This is a genomic window from Robiginitalea marina, from assembly GCF_024006985.1.
Lineage (GTDB): Bacteria > Bacteroidota > Bacteroidia > Flavobacteriales > Flavobacteriaceae > Robiginitalea > Robiginitalea marina.
Window position 1 is genome coordinate 201,508 of sequence record NZ_JAMXIB010000006.1, and the last position, 18,518, is coordinate 220,025.

Consider the following 18,518-nt stretch of genomic DNA (forward strand, 5'->3'; position numbering starts at 1 on the left):
CCGGGGAGGAGAATATTGTGTAACTTTCCCCAGCTATGAAAAGCCCCCTCCTGGAATTTACCGAAAAGGGGATCTATTGCCCCCCTGCCGACGTATACCTCGACCCCTGGAAACCAGTGGACCGGGCCCTGATCACCCATGGCCATGCCGACCACAGCCGCCCGGGCCATGGCCATTATATCACACACCACAGCAACATCCCCATCCTGCGGCACCGCCTGGGAGGGCTTTCAGCCCGGGGGCTTGAATGGGGGGAATCGCTGCGGGTCCGTGGGGTTCGCTTCAGCTTCCACCCCGCCGGCCATATCGTGGGTTCTGCGCAAATCAGGGTCGAATCCCGGGGGGAGGTCTGGGTGTTTTCCGGGGATTACAAAACCGGGGTGGACGGCCTGTCCACCCCGTTTGAACCCCTTCCCTGCCATACCTTTATCACGGAATGCACCTTTGGCCTCCCGGCCTTTTCCTGGCGCCCCCAGGACGAGGTCATGGGGGAAATCAACTCCTGGTGGGCACGGGTGAAGGCAGAGGGAAAGACCGCTGTCCTTTTTGCATATTCCCTCGGAAAGGCGCAGCGCCTGCTGGCCCACCTGGACCCCTCCCTCGGGACCGTGTTTACCCACGGGGCCATTGAAAACATGAACGAAGTCGTCAGGGGGCTTGTGCCCCTGCCGCCTACCCGGAGGATTACCCCGGAAACAGGGTCCGGGGAGTTGGCCGGCAACCTGGTCCTGGCCCCGCCCGGCGCCCACGGCAGCGCCTGGATCAGGAAGATGGCCCCTTTCGAAACCGGCATGGCCAGCGGCTGGATGGCCTTCCGGGGCGCCCGCCGCAGGCGGGCTGTCGACCGGGGTTTCGCACTTAGCGACCACTGCGACTGGCAGGGGCTGCTGGACAGCATATCGGCCACAGGGGCCGAACGCATCATCTGCACCCACGGGTATTCCGACATCCTGTCGCGCTACCTCCGGGAACAGGGTTTCGATGCCCGGACAGAAGCCACCCAGTACAGGGACGAAGACGGGGAGCCGGAAGGGGAGCTAAAACCCGGAGAGCCATCATGAAAGCCTTTGCCCACCTGGTAAAAACCCTCGACGGGACCAACAAAACCAACGCCCGCGTGGCGGCCCTGGCCGCATACTTCCGGGAGGCCCCCGATGCAGACAAGGTGTGGGCCATCGCCATCCTGTCACACCGCCGGCCCCCGAGGCCCGTCAATACCCGCCTGCTCCGGGAATGGGCCGCCGAACTGGCCGGCATTCCCCTGTGGCTCTTTGAGGAAAGCTACCATATCGTGGGTGACTTGGCGGAGACCATCGCCCTGGTGGCCCCCATCAAACAAGGCCCTGCAGGGGGCACCCCTTCCCTGGCCCGGTACCTCGAAGACCTGATCGTCCTGAAGGGGCAACCCGAAGAAGCTAAAAAGGCATACCTCCAAAAACAGTGGCAGCAACTGGATTACTATGAACGCTTCGTGTTTACCAAGCTTTTTACGGGGGGCTTTCGCATCGGCATCAGCCAGAAACTGATGACCCGGGCCCTTTCCCTGGCCACCGGCATCGACCCGGATGTCCTGGCCTATCGCCTGATGGGCGGCTGGGACCCTTCGAAGACCTCTTTTCGGTCGCTGGTGCTGGAACCCCAGGAAGAGGAACGGGATTCCCGGCCCTATCCCTTTTACCTGGCCTATGCCCTGGAAGGGGAGCCGGAAGCCCTGGGCGACCCTGCTGACTGGATCATGGAACACAAATGGGACGGAATCCGGGCACAACTCATCGTTCGCAACCGCAACCTGTACCTCTGGAGCCGGGGGGAGGAGCTGGTGACCCCATCCTTCCCGGAATTCCAGGCCCTGCGGGATGCCCTCCCCGATGGGACTGTACTCGACGGGGAAATCCTCCCCTATCCCCGGGGGCAGGTGGGCAGTTTCAACGACCTGCAGAAAAGGCTGGGGAGGAAAACCATAAGCAAGGCCCTCCTGAAAAACGTCCCCGTCATCCTCAGGGCCTACGACCTGCTCGAGTGGCAGGGGGAAGACCTGCGGCAACAGCCCTTTTTAAACCGCAACCGCCTGCTTACCACCCTGGTCGCCCCCCTGGCCGGCGACCCCGCCCTGCCCCTGGACCTCTCCCCCGCCCTGGAAATCCCCGGTTGGGATGCCGTCCACAAGGAACGCGGGCGCTCCAGGGATTGGCGCTCGGAGGGGCTAATGCTCAAAAAAAAGGACGCCCCCTACCAGGTAGGGCGCAAAAAAGGGGACTGGTGGAAGTGGAAGGTGGCGCCCCTGACGGTGGACGCGGTACTCATCTATGCCATGCGCGGGCACGGGCGGCGGAGCAACCTCTTTACCGATTATACCTTTGCCGTCTGGGACGAAAAGACAGACGGGCAGCGTGAGTTGGTCACCTTTGCCAAGGCCTATTCCGGGTTGACTGATGCAGAATTCAGGGAAGTGGATGCGTGGATCAAAAAAAACACCCTGGAGCGGTTCGGGCCGGTGCGCTCGGTGACACCCACGCACGTTTTTGAGATCGCCTTCGAGGGGATTGCCCGCTCAAACCGGCATAAGAGCGGCGTGGCCACCCGATTTCCGCGCATAGTCCGCTGGCGGAAAGACAAGCCCATCGAGGAAGCCAATACCCTGGCGGACGTCGTAAACCTGATCCCATGAAAGAAGGCGAAAAACCAGGCCTCGAAGCCCTGGTTGGGCAGGCAAAACAGTGGTTCCGGAGCCAGGGGTGGGAGCCCTTCCCCTTCCAGGAGCAAACCTGGCAAGCCTTCCTGCAGGGAAAGCACGGCCTGCTCAATGCCCCGACGGGCAGCGGGAAGACTTATGCCCTTTGGTTTCCCATCCTGCTGCATTACCTCAGGGAGTTCCCCGATGCCAGGGAACGCCCCCGGCCGGGCCTGAAAGCCATTTGGGTAACGCCCCTCCGGGCTTTGAGCCAGGAGATCCGGCAGTCGGCTGAACGGATCACCGCAGACCTGGAAATCCCCTTTTCCGTCGGGATCCGCACCGGAGACACCCCCCAGCCGGAAAGGGCCCGGCAGCGCAAAAGCATGCCCGACCTGCTGATCACCACCCCGGAAAGCCTGCAGCTGTTGCTGGCCACCCCTGGGTACCCCAAACTCTTCAACTCCTGCTATGCCGTGGTGGTGGATGAATGGCACGAACTGCTGGGCAGCAAGCGCGGGGTGCAGATGGAACTCGGCCTTTCCCGCATGAAGAGCGTCTGCCCGGCCCTTCGGATCTGGGGGATTTCCGCCACCATCGGCAACCTGGAACAGGCCCGGGAAGTGCTCCTCGGGCCGGGTTCCGAAGCCCTTCAAAACTCCACCCTGATCCGGGCGCGGCTAAACAAAAAGATCACCGTCAAAAGCCTGCTTCCCGACCGGATGGAGACCTTCCCCTGGAGGGGGCACCTCGGGCTGCACCTGTTGGAGGCGGTAATGCCGATCCTCCGGGAAAGCAAAACCACCCTGATCTTTACCAATACCCGCAGCCAGTGCGAGATCTGGTTCCAGAAACTCCTCGAACACCATCCGGAACTGGCCGGGGAAATCGCCATGCACCACGGGAGCATCGACAAAGACACCCGCCTGTGGGTGGAACAGGCCATCCGCCGCGAAAGCCTGAGGGCCGTGGTGTGCACATCCAGCCTTGACCTGGGCGTAGACTTCGCCCCGGTGGAAACCGTCGTGCAGATCGGCGGGCCCAAAGGCGTGGCCCGCTTCCTGCAACGGGCGGGCCGCAGCGGGCACAGGCCAGGAAAGGAGAGCCGCATTTATTTCCTGCCCACCCACGCCATTGAACTGGTTGAGGCGGCCGCCCTGCAACGCACCGTGGAGGGGGAAGGGGTGGAAGACCGCATCCCCTACCTGAACAGTTTCGACGTCCTGGCCCAGTACCTGACCACCCTGGCCGTTTCCGACGGCTTCCTGCCCGAAGAAACCTACCGGGAAGTAGCACAGACCTTTTGCTTTCAGGCCATGACGCGGGACCAGTGGGAATGGCTGCTGAACTTCCTGGTCCTGGGCAGCCAGAGCCTGCAGACCTACGATGAATACAAAAAGGTGGAACGCCTCGGGAACGGGATTTTAAAGGTAACCAACAGGGGGGTGGCCATGCGTCACCGGTTCCAGATTGGCACCATTGTGGGCGATACCGACCTGGTGGTCCGCTACCAGAAGGGCGGGTATATCGGCACCATCGAAGAGTGGTTCATCTCCCAACTGCAGCAGGGCGATGTCTTTACCTTTGCCGGTCGCAACCTGGAATTCATCCGCATCCGCGAAATGCAGGCGCTGGTGCGAAATACCTCCAAAAAGTCAGGGAAGGTGCCCAGCTGGATGGGGGGAAGGCTAACCCTCTCGGCCCAGATGTCGCAACTGCTTCGGGAGGAACTGTATTCGGCTTCCCTGCCCCCTGAGCAGCAGTCGGAGGAGATCCGCGCCCTCGCCCCCCTTTTTGAGTGGCAGCGAAGCGAAAGCATCGTGCCGGGGCCTGGGGAATTCCTGATCGAAACCTTTAAGACGCGGGAAGGATGCCACCACCTTTTTTACCCGTTCGAAGGGCGCTTCGTGCACGAGGCCATGGCCAGCTTGCTGAGTTACCGCATCAGCCTGCTTTCGCCCATCACGTTTTCCCTGGCCTATAACGACTATGGGTTTGAACTGCTTTCAGACCAGGAGGTGGACATCGGCCTTGTGCTGGACAATGACCTGTTGAGCCCCCTATACCTGGCAGATGACTTGCAGAAAAGCCTGAATGCCACCGAAATGGCGCGGAGGAAATTCCGCGATATCGCCGTGATCAGCGGGCTGGTCTTTACAGGCTACCCCAACAAGGGCATCAAAATGAAACACCTGCAGAGCAATTCCCAATTGCTTTTTGAGGTGTTCCGCGACTGCGAACCCGACCACCTCCTTTTCCAGCAAGCCTTCAGCGAAACCTTCGAGCACCAGCTGGAAGAAGGCCGGCTCCGCCAGGCCCTGGAGCGCATTGCCACCCAGGAGGTGGTGTGGAAGGCCTGTGAAAGCCCCACCCCCTTCTCCTTCCCCATCATCACCGACCGGCTTCGGGAGAAGCTCTCCAGCGAAAAACTGGCCGACCGAATCCGCCGGATGACCAGGGCCCTTACCCGCCCGAAAAAACGCTGAACGCCCCGGGCCTTTCCCAACGCCCGATTTTGATACCTTTGCCCCATGACCCATACCCTGGAATTCGGAGGGGAACTCCTGGAGCTCCACCCATGGGGGGTCCTGTACTGGAAACGGGAATCCCTCCTGATCGTCAGCGATGTGCACTTCGGAAAAGTAACCCATTTCCGGAAGTACGGTGCTGCCGTACCCCAAAAGGCGCTTGAGCGGAATTTCATCCGGATGGATTGCCTCTTGCAGGATTTTCGCCCGGCACGGGTTTGCTTTTTGGGCGACCTGTTCCACTCGCACCTCAACCGGGAATGGGACCTGTTCAGCCAGTGGGCCGTCGGGTGCCCGGCTGCCCTCGAACTGGTGCTGGGGAACCACGACATCCTCTCCCCGACGCGGTATGAAGCCCTGGGGATCCGCTGCGGGGAATCCTTCCGGGAAGGGCCCTTCCTGTTCACCCATTATCCGATGGACGCCTTTGAGGGTTTCAATATTGCCGGGCATATACACCCGGCCGTTCGACTGAAAGGCCCGGGGAAGGAACGGCTGCGGCTGCCCTGTTTTTTCATCCGGGGGCGACAGCTGATCGTGCCGGCATTCGGGGCATTTACGGGCAGCCATGTGCTGGAACCCCGCAAAGGGGACCGCGCCTTTGCCCTGGCAGGGGAGGCCGTAATCGCGCTTGACGAAGCTGCTCCGGGGAGGCCCTGACCGTAAATTTGGGTCAGGTTTTGCCGGGGCGGGAAATGCCTTGTATTTTTGCACAAATTTTATGGCCTTTTGAGTCTGGAAAACATCCGGCAGCGTTTTATACAGGCCCCTGCATTCAGGGATCTGCAGGAGGCGCTTGCCCGGCCCCAATGCCGCATCAGGCTTTCCGGCCTCAGCGGGTCGGCCCTCTCGCTGCTGGTGGCCGAGTCGTTCCGGGAACAGCAGCTCCCATTTTTACTGGTGCTGGACGACAAGGAAGAAGCCGCCTACCACCTGAACGACCTCGAGCAACTCCTTGGGCCACAGGAAGTGCTATTCTACCCCGGAAGTTACCGCAGGCCCTACGAAATCGAAGAAACGGACAACGCCAACGTCCTGCTGCGGGCTGAGGTGCTCAACCGGATCAATTCCCGGAAAAAGCCCGCCCTGATCGTGAGCTACCCCGATGCCCTTTTTGAAAAGGTGGTCACCCGGAAACAGCTCGAGAAGAATACCCTGAAGGTACATACCGGCGATACGATCTCCCTGGATTTTCTCAATGAGGTCCTCTTCGAGTATCACTTCAAACGGGTGGATTTTGTCACCGAGCCCGGGGAATTCTCCGTGCGCGGCGGCATTGTGGATGTGTTCTCCTTCTCCCACGACGAGCCGTACCGGATCGAGTTTTTCGGGGAGGAGGTAGACAGCATCCGCACCTTTGACGTGGAGACCCAGCTCTCCACCGAACGGGTGAAGAAAATCTCCATTATCCCCAACCTGGCCGACAAGGTCTTCCTGGAGGTTCGGGAATCCTTCCTGGAGTATATTTCCGCCAACACCGTCCTCCTGGTGAAAAACCTGGCCCTGTGCGAAGGGCGCCTCGACCAGCTCTTCGCAAAAGCCCGGGAAGCCCACGAAAAAACCAGCGGGGAAGTCCGCCACGCACAGCCGGAAGCCCTTTTCCTGAGCGGGGCGCAACTTGGCGACGCCGTCAGGAAGTTCCGCCTGGTCGGCCTGGAAGGCCCATTGCCGGAAGGCGCTTTGGAAGTCTCTCTGCCCACCCGTCCGCAGCCCGCCTTCAACAAGCATTTTGAGCTGTTGCTGGATACCCTGAAAAAAAACCACCGGGAAGGGATGGAAAACTACCTCTTCTGCGCCTCGCAGCAACAGGCTCAGAGGTTTCGCGACATCTTCGGGGAAATCGGGCAGGAGGTCCCGTACACCACGATCGTCCAACCGCTGTACCAGGGGTTTGAAGCCCCGGGCCTTGGCCTGTGTTGCTATACCGACCACCAGATCTTCGAGCGGTACCACCGCTTCCACCTGCGCAACGGATACGCCAAGAAACAGGCCATTACCCTGAAAGACCTCAACAAGCTGGAGGTAGGGGATTACGTCACCCATATCGACCATGGGATCGGGAAATTCGGGGGTTTGCAGAAAATAGACGTTGAAGGCAGGAAACAGGAAGCCATAAAACTGGTGTACGGAGACCGCGATATCCTCTACGTAAGCATCCATTCCCTCCACAAGATCGCCAAATACAACGGGAAGGACGGCACCACCCCCAAAATCTACAAACTGGGCTCCGGCGCCTGGAAAAAACTCAAGCAAAAGACCAAAAGCAGGGTCCGGGAAATCGCGTTTGACCTGATCCAGCTCTACGCCAAAAGGCGGCTGGAACAAGGCTATGCCTACGGGCCCGACAGCTACCTGCAGCACGAACTGGAGGCTTCCTTCCTCTTTGAGGACACCCCTGACCAGAGTTCGGCCACGGCAGACATCAAAAAAGATATGGAAAGCCCGCAGCCCATGGACCGCCTGGTTTGCGGGGACGTTGGGTTTGGGAAGACCGAAGTGGCCATCAGGGCTGCCTTCAAGGCCGTGGATAATGGGAAGCAGGTGGCCGTGCTGGTCCCAACCACGATCCTGGCGTTCCAGCATTTCCGGACCTTTTCGCAGCGCCTGGGCGACATGCCCGTTACGGTGGATTACCTCAACCGGTTTCGCACCGCAAGGGAACGCAAGGACCTGCTCGAGCGGCTGGCCTCCGGAACGCTGGACATCGTTATCGGGACCCACCAGCTGGTGGGCAGGAACGTCGCCTTCAAAGACCTGGGCCTGCTGATCGTGGACGAGGAACAAAAATTTGGCGTGGCCGTCAAGGACAAGCTCAAGGCCCTGAAAGAAAATGTGGACGTACTGACCCTGACGGCCACCCCCATCCCGCGGACCCTGCAATTCAGCCTCATGGCCGCCCGGGACCTCTCGGTCATCAATACCCCGCCCCCCAACCGCTACCCTATTGAAAGCCATGTCATCCGGTTTGAAGAGGCGGCCATCCGCGATGCGATCTCCTATGAGATCCAAAGGGGCGGGCAGGTGTTTTTCGTGCACAACCGGATCGAGAACATCCGGGAAGTCGCCGGGATGCTGCAGCGCCTGGTCCCGGACGCCAAAATCGGGATCGGGCACGGGCAAATGGAGGGAAAACGCCTGGAACAGCTCATGCTTTCGTTTATGAACGGGGAGTTCGACGTGCTGGTATCGACCACCATCGTCGAAAGCGGGCTGGATGTTACCAATGCAAACACCATCTTCATCAATAATGCGAACAACTTCGGCCTTAGCGACCTCCACCAGATGCGGGGCCGGGTGGGGCGGAGCAACAAAAAGGCGTTCTGCTATTTCATCACCCCGCCCTATGAGGTAATGACCCCGGAAGCGCGCAAGCGGATGCAGGCCCTGGAGCAATTCACCGAGCTGGGCAGCGGCTTCCACATTGCCATGAAGGACCTTGAAATCCGGGGGGCGGGAGACCTGCTGGGGGGGGAGCAAAGCGGCTTCATCAACGAAATCGGGTTTGAAACCTACCAGAAGATCCTTGCAGAAGCCGTGGAGGAGCTCAAGGAGAACGAATTTAAGGAGCTTTACAGCGGCGTTTCCGATGGCAAAAAGAACTACGTGAAGGATATCCAGGTCGACACCGATTTTGAACTGCTCTTTCCCGACGACTATATCAACAATGTTTCGGAACGGCTCAGCCTGTACACGGAACTAAATGACCTGAAGGACGACGCAGGGTTAGCCAGCTTCCGGGAACACCTGTCGGACCGTTTCGGGCCCCTTCCCTCCCAGGCGGAGGACCTGCTCGATTCCGTTCGCCTGAAATGGATCGCCGCAGGCATCGGCCTGGAGAAACTGGTGTTGAAACAGGGGAAATTGCTGGGCTACTTCCTCGGGGAGCAGGACGCCCCATTCTACCAGTCGGAAGGTTTTTCCCGCCTGTTGCAAACCGTACAGCGCTACCCGGGGCAATTCCGGTTGAAGGAAAAACAAACCCGACAGGGGTTGCGGCTGATGCTTATCCTGGAACCCGTGAAGTCCATCGGGCAGGCCCTGGAAAAAATTGCCCCCCTCCAGGCTGCATTTGAAGGCGTCACCCAGACGGCCTAAAGCGATTTGAGGTCCTTGATCACGGTAAAGGCGCGGTCGACCTGCTCCTCGTCGACCAGGATGGTAAATTCATTGGTTGTGGAAATCACTTCGTACAGGATAATTCCTTCCCAGGCAAGGCGCTGGAAAATAAAGTAATAAATCCCGGGGACCGAAACGTTTTCGGCGGGCAATTTGACCGAGATGGAGGAAAGGTTTTCGGCCTTCTGGGTCAACCGCTCCTGTTCAAAAAAGGCTTCCACCAGGGAATTCAGGCTGCTGCTGACCACAATGTTCAATTCGTTGACCCCCCTGGAGGAGGTATAGAACGCATCCTTTTGCGGATGGATTTCCCTGAGCAGGCGCATCTGGTTCTGCAGGATGGACTCGGAGACCAGGAAGGTGTAGTCTGTAAGGGCAGACCTTACCGTAATCTCCCCGATATCCTTCAATACTTTTATAATCCGGTGGGTGGCCCGGAATTCCAGGTCGTCCGACAGGCGCTTAAGGGCCATCACCACGGCCCCGTTGCGGACCTCCTTCCCCAGCTGGGCCTCGATGTCGGGCTTCACCTGACGGGCCAGGGAAGTGAGGTTGATGATCCCCTGGGACAGGGCCGTTTGTAAAAAAGGTTTCCCTTTGATGTACTGCTCCACGGCCGACGAGATGGTTTTCATGCTCCCTGTTTTGAACAAATATAACAATTTGTTATACCGTGAACAATTCCTCAGAAAAAGTAGAAGGCATCCGGGATGTGGACCAGGCAAAACCTCCCCGGGCTCCCGGTGATCTGTATAATATCGAAACGCACTTCCACGTCCAGGCCCGAATGCCGCACAAAATGGTCGGCTGCCATCACCAGCCGCCTCACCTTTGCCCGGGGCACGCTGTCCGCAAGGGATTCGTAAAAAGGCCCTTTGCGGGTCTTCACCTCCACCACGGCAAGGCAATTGCCGTGTAATGCCAGCACATCGATTTCTGCCTTGCGGTACCGGTAATTTCGCCCCAGGATCCGGTACCCTTCGGAGAGGAGGTACCTTACGGCTTCCTCCTCCCCGGCCATTCCCCGGTCATAACTGGCCAAATGGTCCTGTTCCTCCATACGTTTCGGATCGCTTATGCATTTCATCGAAAAAAAATGCATTTCACCGCAATTTTATAGCAAGGACGATATCTTTAGGAGGTATTCATCGAAAACTTAATTCATGAAATACTAACCCCCGAACCCCTGGCGTTCAACTGTAGCCCCAATTGCATGGACGCCCTGAAAGCCTACTACTATGGAATACTTTGTGAATTGTAACACGGCGCCTCTGACGCCGTTTACAACTCCGTTGGACCGATCCCGGGTACAGCACCTTTTCAGGAGGGTCGGATTCAGCGCCACTATAGCCCGCGTCAACCAGGCCATTGGCCAGGATGCCGGAACACTGGTCGACCAAATCATAGCCGATGCCCTGAGCCTGCCACCCCAGGCCGCCCCGCCCTGGGCAGGCTGGAACCGCGACAACTACCCTGAAGATGACGACCTCGCCCGGCAGACGGTCCGCACCCAGACATCCAGCTGGGCCCTGGACTATACCCGCGGCCTGCTGAACAACACCCTTCGCGACCGGTTGAGCTTTTTCTGGAGCAACCACTTTGTTACGGAGCTCGACTTTTACGAAAGTCCGGGCTTTTTGCATGAATACACCGAGTGCCTGCAACGCAATGCCCTGGGGAACTTCAAGACCTTCGTTTCGGAAATCGGCCTCACCAATGCCATGTTGTTTTATCTGGACGGTGCCTTCAACAACGGCAACAACCCCAATGAAAACTATGCCAGGGAGCTCTATGAACTCTTTACCCTCGGGGAGGGCAACGGGTATACCGAAGAAGACGTCATTGAAACCTCCAGGGCCCTTTCCGGCTACACGGAGCGGGGCGATGTCCGCTGGACCCCGGTTACCTTCGACCCGACCAGCTTCGATGCCGGCACCAAAACCATCCTGGGCCAGACCGGGAACTGGGGATACGACGACGTAATCGACATCCTCTTCGAGCAGCGCCAGAATGAAATTGCCCGCTTTATCTGCGGGAAGCTCTACGAATTTTTTGTGCACCCCGATTCCGATGACCTGGAGGGCAATGCCCAGCAGATCATCTCCGGGATGGCCAGCACGTTTATCTCAAACAACTTTGAAATCGCCCCGGTGCTGTCGCAGCTATTTAAAAGCCAGCACTTCTTTGATGAAAACGCCATAGGGGTTATTATCAAGAGCCCGTTTGACCTGTTCCTTAATTTCATCAACGAAAGCGGCTTTCCATATACCGACACCACCCTGTCCTTTGCGATGGAATCGTCGCGCCTGCTGGGGCAGGAAGTATTCGACCCCTATGACGTGGCCGGCTGGCAACGCGACCGCAGCTGGATCAACACCAATTTCATCATTGGGCGGTGGCTGACCAGCGAAGTGCTCATCCAGGGCTTTTTCCAGGAAAACCCGGAACAATTCCGAAACCTGGCCATGGAAGTCGTTGGCCCGGCCGAGAGCAATACGAGCAACCCGGAAACGGTGGTGGCCGCCCTGGTAAACAAATTCCTGCCCAAGGGGTTGCTGACCCCCCAGGATTTTGAGAATGCCCTGTCTGTTTTCAAAATTGAGGATGTGCCCGGCAATTATTACGGCCCCGACTATGTAGAAGGGGGCCTCGGCCTGTGGATGCTGGCCGTGAGCATGGAGGTGCCCCAACAGGTATTCCTCCTGCTGATGCACCTTTCCCGCCAACCCGAATTCCAGCTAAAATAAACCTACTGCTATGTGCAATACCCATGTAACCCCACCGAATCACCGGCTCACCGCCCATGACCAGGAACACAAATACTGGAGCCGCCGCTCCTTTTTGCAGGCCCTGGGGATCGCGGGGTCCGGATCGCTGATGCTGGGCAGCAACGTGCTGACCGCTTCTGCCCCATCACCCCTTACCGCGGCCATCGCCGGGGCAGAGGGAGACGGCATCCTGATCCTAATCCGCCTGTCAGGGGGGAATGACGGATTGAGTACCGTAATCCCCATCGAGCAGTACGACACCTATGCAAATGCCCGGCCGAACATCTATATCCCTGAGAGCAAGGTGCTTAAGCTCACCGATTCCTACGGGATTCCCTCCTATATGCAGGCCCTGCAAGGGCTGTGGGGGGAAGGGCAGTTTAAGGCCGTCCATGGGGTTGGCTATGAAAACCAAAGCTTGTCGCATTTTACAGGGTCGGATATCTATGCCAATACGGACCTCACCACCACGGGCTTTTCCGGCCTGAATACGGGGTGGATGGGACGCCACTTCGAAAACCTGTACCCCGACTACCTTATCAACCCCCCGGCGGCCCCTGCCGCCATCCAGATCGGAAATTTCGGGAACCTGGTTTTCCAGGGGGAGGAAACCAATTACGCCTTTGTGACCTCCAACATCAACCAGCTCGAGGAAATTGCGGAATCGGGGGTGCAGTACAGCCTCGATGCCCAGCTATTCGGGGATTGCATGTACGGCGACCAGCTCCGCTTCCTGCGGGGGGTGGCGAATACGACCTACGAGTACGCCGGGATCATCCACCAGGCCTATGAGCGCGGACAAAACCAGGTGGAATACCAGGACAACGGCTTCGCCCGCCAGCTGGCATTGCTCGCCCGGCTGATCAAGGGGAACCTGGGCACCCGGGTCTACATGATTTCCATGGGGGGCTTCGACACCCACGGCAACCAGCCCCTGGTGCACGAGCGCCTGATGACCAACCTTTCGGTGGCGGTAAGGGATTTCTACGAAGACCTTACTTTTACCCAGCAGGACGACAAGGTGCTGAGCATGACCTTCTCGGAATTCGGCCGCCGGATCTTCGAAAACGGCTCCAACGGCACCGACCACGGCAAGGCCGCCCCCACCCTGTTCTTCGGGTCCGGGCTCAACGGCAGTGCTTTTGTGGGGGAACACCCCTCCCTGGCCGACCCGAACGGCCGGGGGAACCTGGAATACACCATGGATTTCCGCGACCTGTACGCCACCGTGCTGGCCGAATGGCTTTGTGTACCCATCCCCCTGGTGGAACAACACCTGCTCGGGCATGCCTACAACCCCGTGAACCTCGGGTTCAATTGCAGCGGGGTGGAATTCCCCGACATCGCCTACAATGACGAGCCCTTTACGCCCCCCACGACGCCCGGGGACAACCCGAATACCCCTCCCCCGGGAGACCCGCTGCTGGACGCCATCGTACACCGCCCCTTCTACCCGACCGATTCGAACCCGCACATCCACGTGGAATTGCCCTTTACGGCCCATGTCGACATCACCCTGTTCAATATCCTGGGCCAGAAAGTGGCTACCCTTTACAACGAGATGATGTTCGAGGGCCAGCTGGACCTCAATATCCGCGACCGGGTGCCGCACCACCTGGCCACGGGGAAATATATCTACCGCATTGAGGTACAGGACCGCCGCCTCGCCAAGTCGATTATGGTAGCCTGAGGCATGCCCTGACCTTACGCCAATACCCCCGGACACCGGATGCCCCCTGATCTTCGGATCAGTCCGGTGTTTCCGGGGTTTTTTCTTTCCTTCCCGGAGGGGATAGGCCCCCGTCCAAATTTGGTTATTTTTGCAGAACCATAACCGAATCAAATGCCAACTCCTCCCGGTACCTGTAAACGGACCACCGTTACCGCCGCCCTTCCCTATACCAACGGACCCATCCATATCGGGCACCTGGCCGGGGTATATGTGCCCGCCGACATCTATTGCCGCTACCTGCGACTCCGGAATGCCGATGTCCTGTTCGTGTGCGGGAGCGATGAGCATGGGGTGGCCATCCCCATGAAGGCAAAAAAGGAGGGGATCAGCCCCCGGGAACTGATCGATAAGTACCACCATATCATTAAGGATTCCTTCGCCCGTTTTGGAATTTCCTTCGACAACTATTCCCGTACCTCGGCGGAGATCCACCATGAAACGGCTTCCGAATTCTTCAAAAAGCTGTACCGGCAGGGCGACTTTATCGAAGAAACCGGGGAACAGCTATACGATGCAGAGGCCGGGCAATTCCTGGCCGACCGCTTTGTGACGGGGACCTGCCCGAAATGCGGGTACGACCAGGCGTATGGCGACCAGTGCGAGCAATGCGGTACCTCCCTGAACGCCACGGACCTGATCGGGCCGCGTTCGGTGCTTACCGGGGCCACCCCCGTGCTTAAAAAAACCAAACACTGGTTCCTGCCCCTCGACCGCTATGAGGGGTTCCTGAAAGAGTGGATCCTGGAAGGGCACCAGGCCGACTGGAAACCCAACGTATACGGGCAGTGCAAGTCCTGGATTGACGATGGCCTGAAACCCAGGGCGGTCACCCGCGACCTGGACTGGGGCATCCCGGTGCCCGTGGAAGGGGCCGAAGGCAAGGTTCTTTACGTGTGGTTTGACGCCCCCATCGGCTACATTTCGTCTACCCGTGAATGGGCCCAGCGGGAAGGCAAAGACTGGGAACCCTACTGGAAGGACCCGCAAACCCGGCTGCTACACTTTATCGGGAAGGACAATATCGTATTCCACTGCATCATTTTCCCCAGCATGCTGAAGGCCCATGGCGGCTACATCCTTCCGGACAACGTACCGGCCAACGAATTCCTGAACCTCGAAGGGCAAAAGCTTTCCACCTCGCGCAACTGGGCGGTGTGGCTTCATGAGTACCTGGAGGATTTCCCCGACATGCAGGATGTGCTCCGGTACGTGCTGACGGCCAATGCCCCGGAAACCAAAGACAACGATTTTACCTGGAAGGATTTCCAGGCGCGCAACAACAATGAACTGGTCGCCATTTTCGGGAACTTCATCAACCGGGTTGCCGTACTCACCCAGAACTATTTCGGGGGAAAAGTCCCCCCCGCCGCCCAGTTGCAGCAAACAGACTTGGATACCCTGGGCCAGCTCAGGGAATATCCCGGGCGCATCGGCGATTGCCTGGAACGGTTCCGATTCCGGGAGGGCCTGCAGGAATTGATGAACCTCGCCCGGTTGGGCAACAAATACCTGGCGGAGGAAGAACCCTGGAAGGTAATCAGGGAAGACCCTGAACGGGTAGGCACCATTCTCAATACGGCCCTGCAACTGGCAGGGGGGCTGGCCGTGCTGGCCGAACCCTTCCTCCCCTTTACGGCAGTAAAACTCCGCAAAATGCTTGGTTTTAAGGCCCTTGACCCCCTACCTGACTGGGGATCTGTGGGAAGCGACGCTACCCCTGTACTGCCTGAAGGGCATTTGCTCGGGGAATCGCGGCTGCTGTTCCGTAAAATAGAGGACGCTGAAATACAGGCGCAACTGGAAAAACTGGAAAACACCAAAAAACAGAATGCCATGTCGGATACCCCGCTCCCTTCCCAAAAGGAAACCATTGTATATGAAGATTTTGCGAAAATGGACCTCCGGGTCGGCACCATCCTTACAGCCGAAAAAATGCCCAAGGCCAATAAACTCATGGTCATGCAGGTAGACACAGGCCTCGACACCCGCACCATCGTCTCGGGCATTGCCGAACACTTCACCCCGCAAGAACTGGTGGGGAAAAAAGTCACCGTACTGGTCAACCTCGCCCCCAGGTCCCTGAGGGGGGTGGAAAGCCAGGGGATGATCCTGCTGGCGGAAAAACCAGACGGAAAACTGGTATTCGTGGGCCCGGAAGATGCCGATACGGGCAGCGGGTCGACGATAACCTGAAACCACCCGGGTCGGCGTCCCGTTTTGTGGGTCACCCGGGCGCACGTTACATAGCCAAGGGACCAGTGGGTAATGCTTTTTTCTGTATCGCATATAATTTATATCTTTAAGAAAAAAAGCTATGACCCTGATAAAGGCTTGCCTGCTGCAGTTGGTCCTCCTTTCCTTCATTCCCCAAGGGCACGCACAGCAACTGGACGTGCTGGACCGGATTCTCGATGACTTTACGCTGTATAGCGAACTTCCCCGGGAAGTCGCCTTTGTGCACCTGAATAAATCGGTCTTTATCAAGGGGGAAAACCTCGGTTTCAAAGCGTATGTCCTCGACAAAGGCGCCAAAAAGCCCTCCCTGGAAACCCGGAATCTGTATTGTGTGTTAGCCGACTCCAACGATCGCATGATAAAGTCCCAAATGGTCCGCATTACCGGGGGGGTCGGGCAGGGGGTTTTTGAGCTTGACAGCCTTTTCCATACCGGGAAGTATACCTTCAAGGCCTACACCAACTGGATGCGCAACTTTTCGGAAGCGAACTATTTTCAGCAGTCCATCGACCTGTTGGACCCGGAAACCCATCCCACCCTGCCCGTCACCCCACAACCCGCTGACCTGGAGGTCCAAATCCTCCCGGAAGGCGGCCATGCCGTGGCGGGCCTCCCTGCGGTCTACGGGATAATCATCAAGGATACCGGGGGATTTGGGGTCCCCGGGGTGGAAGGCCACATTACGGACGGTTCCGGGATAGAAATCACCCGATTTAAGGTAAACCCGTTCGGGATCGGGCGCATAGGGTTAACCCCAGACAAGGGAACCTTGTATTTTGCCCACTTCCGCTATGGAAACCGCGAACACCGCATTCCCTTCCCCCCTGCACAGCCTGAAGGGGTGGGCCTTCGGCTGACCGAAGTCAATGACAAGGTCGCCATCGAACTGAATGCCCGTTTCAGGGACCCTTCTTGGGCAGAAACCCCCTTTTTCCTGACCATCCATAATGGGGACAACCTGAAGGGAATCCCGGTTTCCTTCCGGGATGGCCTGGAACAGCTAAAGGTGTTCCCGAAAGAAGACCTCTACCCCGGCATGAATGTGTTTACCCTGTTTGACCCGACCGGGAAACCCCTGCTGGAGCGCCTTTTCTTTAACCCCCTGGGGCTGGCCTTTCATGAAAATGTCGTCGCATACCCAAGCCCGGCGGGCGATTCCCTGGACATCCGACTGGGAATCCCCGGGTTGCAACCGGGCACCTTCAACAGCCTGAGCGTTTCCATCCTTCCCGCCGGAAGCCAGTCGAACCGGAGCCACCACAACCTGGGGTCCTATACCCTGTTACAACCTTACGTCAGGGGCCCTATCCAAAACGCGGGGTATTATTTTCAGGAGGGAAGTGCCGTTAAACGCCGCGAACTGGATGACCTCCTGCTCACGCAGGGGTGGAGCAGCTACGACTGGAACACCGTTTTCAACCATCCCCCCCGGTACCGGTTCGATTTCGAAAAAGGGGTTTCCTACACGGTAGGGTTCAATGCGCGCAGCAGCGATGCCTTTTATATCTTCCCGACCTTCAACAACCCTTCGCAGCTCCTGGAACTGGAGCCCGGACAGGAGGAATTCACCGTGGAAAACTTTTATCCCCTGGAAGGGGAAAAACTGGCGCTTACCGAAATCCGGGGGAATTTGAAGTCAAGCCCTGCCGGGGCTTATGTACATTTCAAGCCCGCAGGGGTGCCCCGGATGGATTCCCATAAGGCCACCCTCTTACCCAACCGACTGGGGCCGCGGTTCGCAGCCATAGAAGTGCCTCCCGTCTCCTTCGAAAACCTGAAAAGGCTTCAGATGCTCGATGAAGTGGTGGTCTCTGAAGTAAGGAGGATACAGCGACTGGAGCAATTGCGCGACCGTTCCCCGGGTCGGGTGGACATCTTCGCGAAAGACGACCCCAGGCGGATGATGTTCCTCGACGCCTACCTGAGCGGACGCGGGTATAGAGTCATAGAAGGGCTTGGAACCCTCGATATTCTGGCCGGAAACCCCAATTCCCCAAGTAACCCCCGCCCGATCGTCTACCTCGACGGGGTCCTGCTTACCGATTTTGACCTTCTTTGGCGGTTCCGCCTCGATATTGTGGATTATATAGAGATAAATCCCACAGGGATTGGCTCGGGGATTTATGGCGGGGGAGGTGTCATCCGCATCGTGACGAACCCGGCGATGGCCAGGGACCCCCTGGCCACCAAGGCCTTCCAGTCATACGCGATCCCCCTGGTTTTTGGGCAAAAGAAACAGTTTTACACCCCGGTGTATTCCTCCTACAGCAGCGATTTTTTCAGGGCCTTTGGGACCCTGGGCTGGGTTCCTGACCTTCAGGCAGACCCCACGGGGGCCATTGCCTTTAAGGCTAAGCCCCATGGCGTGGAAGCGTTGGAGCTTTATGTGGAAGGGATCATCAACGGGAATGAATTTGTCTCAAGCCGGGTTTTGCTTGAAACGAAGGCCCCTTAGGTTCCCTCCGGTT

At 58.2% G+C, this 18,518-nt stretch carries 11 protein-coding genes; 9 read left to right on the forward strand and 2 right to left on the reverse strand.

The window, feature by feature from the left end:
- Positions 1-35: 35 nt before the first annotated feature.
- The 5 genes from NG653_RS09550 to mfd all read left to right on the forward strand — a co-directional run bounded on the left by NG653_RS09550 (position 36) and on the right by mfd (position 9,294).
- The gene (locus tag NG653_RS09550) at positions 36-1,061 is read left to right on the forward strand and encodes a ligase-associated DNA damage response exonuclease (protein ID WP_252741470.1); all 1,026 of its coding nucleotides are present in this window, start codon (positions 36-38) and stop codon (positions 1,059-1,061) included.
- The gene (locus NG653_RS09555; RefSeq protein WP_252741471.1) at positions 1,058-2,668 is read left to right on the forward strand and encodes an ATP-dependent DNA ligase; all 1,611 of its coding nucleotides are present in this window, start codon (positions 1,058-1,060) and stop codon (positions 2,666-2,668) included. The genes NG653_RS09550 and NG653_RS09555 overlap by 4 nt, the downstream gene beginning before the upstream one ends.
- Positions 2,665-5,157 carry a ligase-associated DNA damage response DEXH box helicase gene (locus NG653_RS09560; RefSeq protein WP_252741472.1) on the forward strand — a complete coding sequence of 831 codons (2,493 nt, stop codon included), beginning with the start codon at positions 2,665-2,667 and terminating at the stop codon, positions 5,155-5,157. Before NG653_RS09555 ends, NG653_RS09560 begins: the two co-directional genes overlap by 4 nt.
- Before the next feature lie 45 nt (positions 5,158-5,202).
- Complete coding sequence (gene pdeM, locus NG653_RS09565) at positions 5,203-5,859, forward strand: ligase-associated DNA damage response endonuclease PdeM (protein ID WP_252741473.1); 657 nt, start codon at positions 5,203-5,205, stop codon at positions 5,857-5,859.
- A 69-nt stretch (positions 5,860-5,928) separates the two neighbouring features.
- Positions 5,929-9,294: a transcription-repair coupling factor gene (gene mfd, locus NG653_RS09570; protein ID WP_252741507.1), complete on the forward strand. Its 3,366-nt coding sequence runs from the start codon at positions 5,929-5,931 to the stop codon at positions 9,292-9,294.
- Here mfd and NG653_RS09575 read toward each other — a convergent pair.
- Entirely contained in the window at positions 9,291-9,950 is a 660-nt protein-coding gene (locus NG653_RS09575; RefSeq protein WP_252741474.1) for an aspartate kinase, read from the reverse strand. The genes mfd and NG653_RS09575 overlap by 4 nt on opposite strands.
- Before the next feature lie 50 nt (positions 9,951-10,000).
- Complete coding sequence (locus NG653_RS09580; protein WP_252741475.1) at positions 10,001-10,402, reverse strand: YraN family protein; 402 nt, start codon at positions 10,400-10,402, stop codon at positions 10,001-10,003.
- 151 nt (positions 10,403-10,553) lie between these two features.
- Here NG653_RS09580 and NG653_RS09585 point away from each other — a divergent pair, with 151 nt between their 5' ends.
- From NG653_RS09585 to NG653_RS09600, 4 genes are all read left to right on the forward strand, one after another.
- On the forward strand, positions 10,554-12,062 hold the full coding sequence (locus tag NG653_RS09585; RefSeq protein WP_252741476.1) for a DUF1800 domain-containing protein: 1,509 nt from the start codon (positions 10,554-10,556) through the stop codon (positions 12,060-12,062).
- A 10-nt stretch (positions 12,063-12,072) separates the two neighbouring features.
- Positions 12,073-13,773, forward strand: coding sequence for a DUF1501 domain-containing protein (locus NG653_RS09590; RefSeq protein WP_252741477.1), 1,701 nt, complete (start codon positions 12,073-12,075; stop codon positions 13,771-13,773).
- A 153-nt stretch (positions 13,774-13,926) separates the two neighbouring features.
- The gene (gene metG, locus NG653_RS09595; protein WP_252741478.1) at positions 13,927-16,008 is read left to right on the forward strand and encodes a methionine--tRNA ligase; all 2,082 of its coding nucleotides are present in this window, start codon (positions 13,927-13,929) and stop codon (positions 16,006-16,008) included.
- A gap of 121 nt (positions 16,009-16,129) precedes the next feature.
- The gene (locus tag NG653_RS09600) at positions 16,130-18,505 is read left to right on the forward strand and encodes an RNA-binding protein (protein ID WP_252741479.1); all 2,376 of its coding nucleotides are present in this window, start codon (positions 16,130-16,132) and stop codon (positions 18,503-18,505) included.
- Positions 18,506-18,518 lie beyond the last annotated feature (13 nt).

Coding starts and splice junctions, on each gene's coding strand:
- NG653_RS09600 (WP_252741479.1), top strand. CDS start 16,130: ATGACCCTGATAAAGGCTTGCCTGCTGCAGTTGGTCCTCCTTTCCTTC.
- NG653_RS09580 (WP_252741475.1), bottom strand. CDS start 10,402: ATGAAATGCATAAGCGATCCGAAACGTATGGAGGAACAGGACCATTTG.
- NG653_RS09585 (WP_252741476.1), top strand. CDS start 10,554: ATGGAATACTTTGTGAATTGTAACACGGCGCCTCTGACGCCGTTTACA.
- NG653_RS09590 (WP_252741477.1), top strand. CDS start 12,073: ATGTGCAATACCCATGTAACCCCACCGAATCACCGGCTCACCGCCCAT.
- NG653_RS09555 (WP_252741471.1), top strand. CDS start 1,058: ATGAAAGCCTTTGCCCACCTGGTAAAAACCCTCGACGGGACCAACAAA.
- NG653_RS09575 (WP_252741474.1), bottom strand. CDS start 9,950: ATGAAAACCATCTCGTCGGCCGTGGAGCAGTACATCAAAGGGAAACCT.
- NG653_RS09550 (WP_252741470.1), top strand. CDS start 36: ATGAAAAGCCCCCTCCTGGAATTTACCGAAAAGGGGATCTATTGCCCC.
- NG653_RS09560 (WP_252741472.1), top strand. CDS start 2,665: ATGAAAGAAGGCGAAAAACCAGGCCTCGAAGCCCTGGTTGGGCAGGCA.
- metG (WP_252741478.1), top strand. CDS start 13,927: ATGCCAACTCCTCCCGGTACCTGTAAACGGACCACCGTTACCGCCGCC.
- pdeM (WP_252741473.1), top strand. CDS start 5,203: ATGACCCATACCCTGGAATTCGGAGGGGAACTCCTGGAGCTCCACCCA.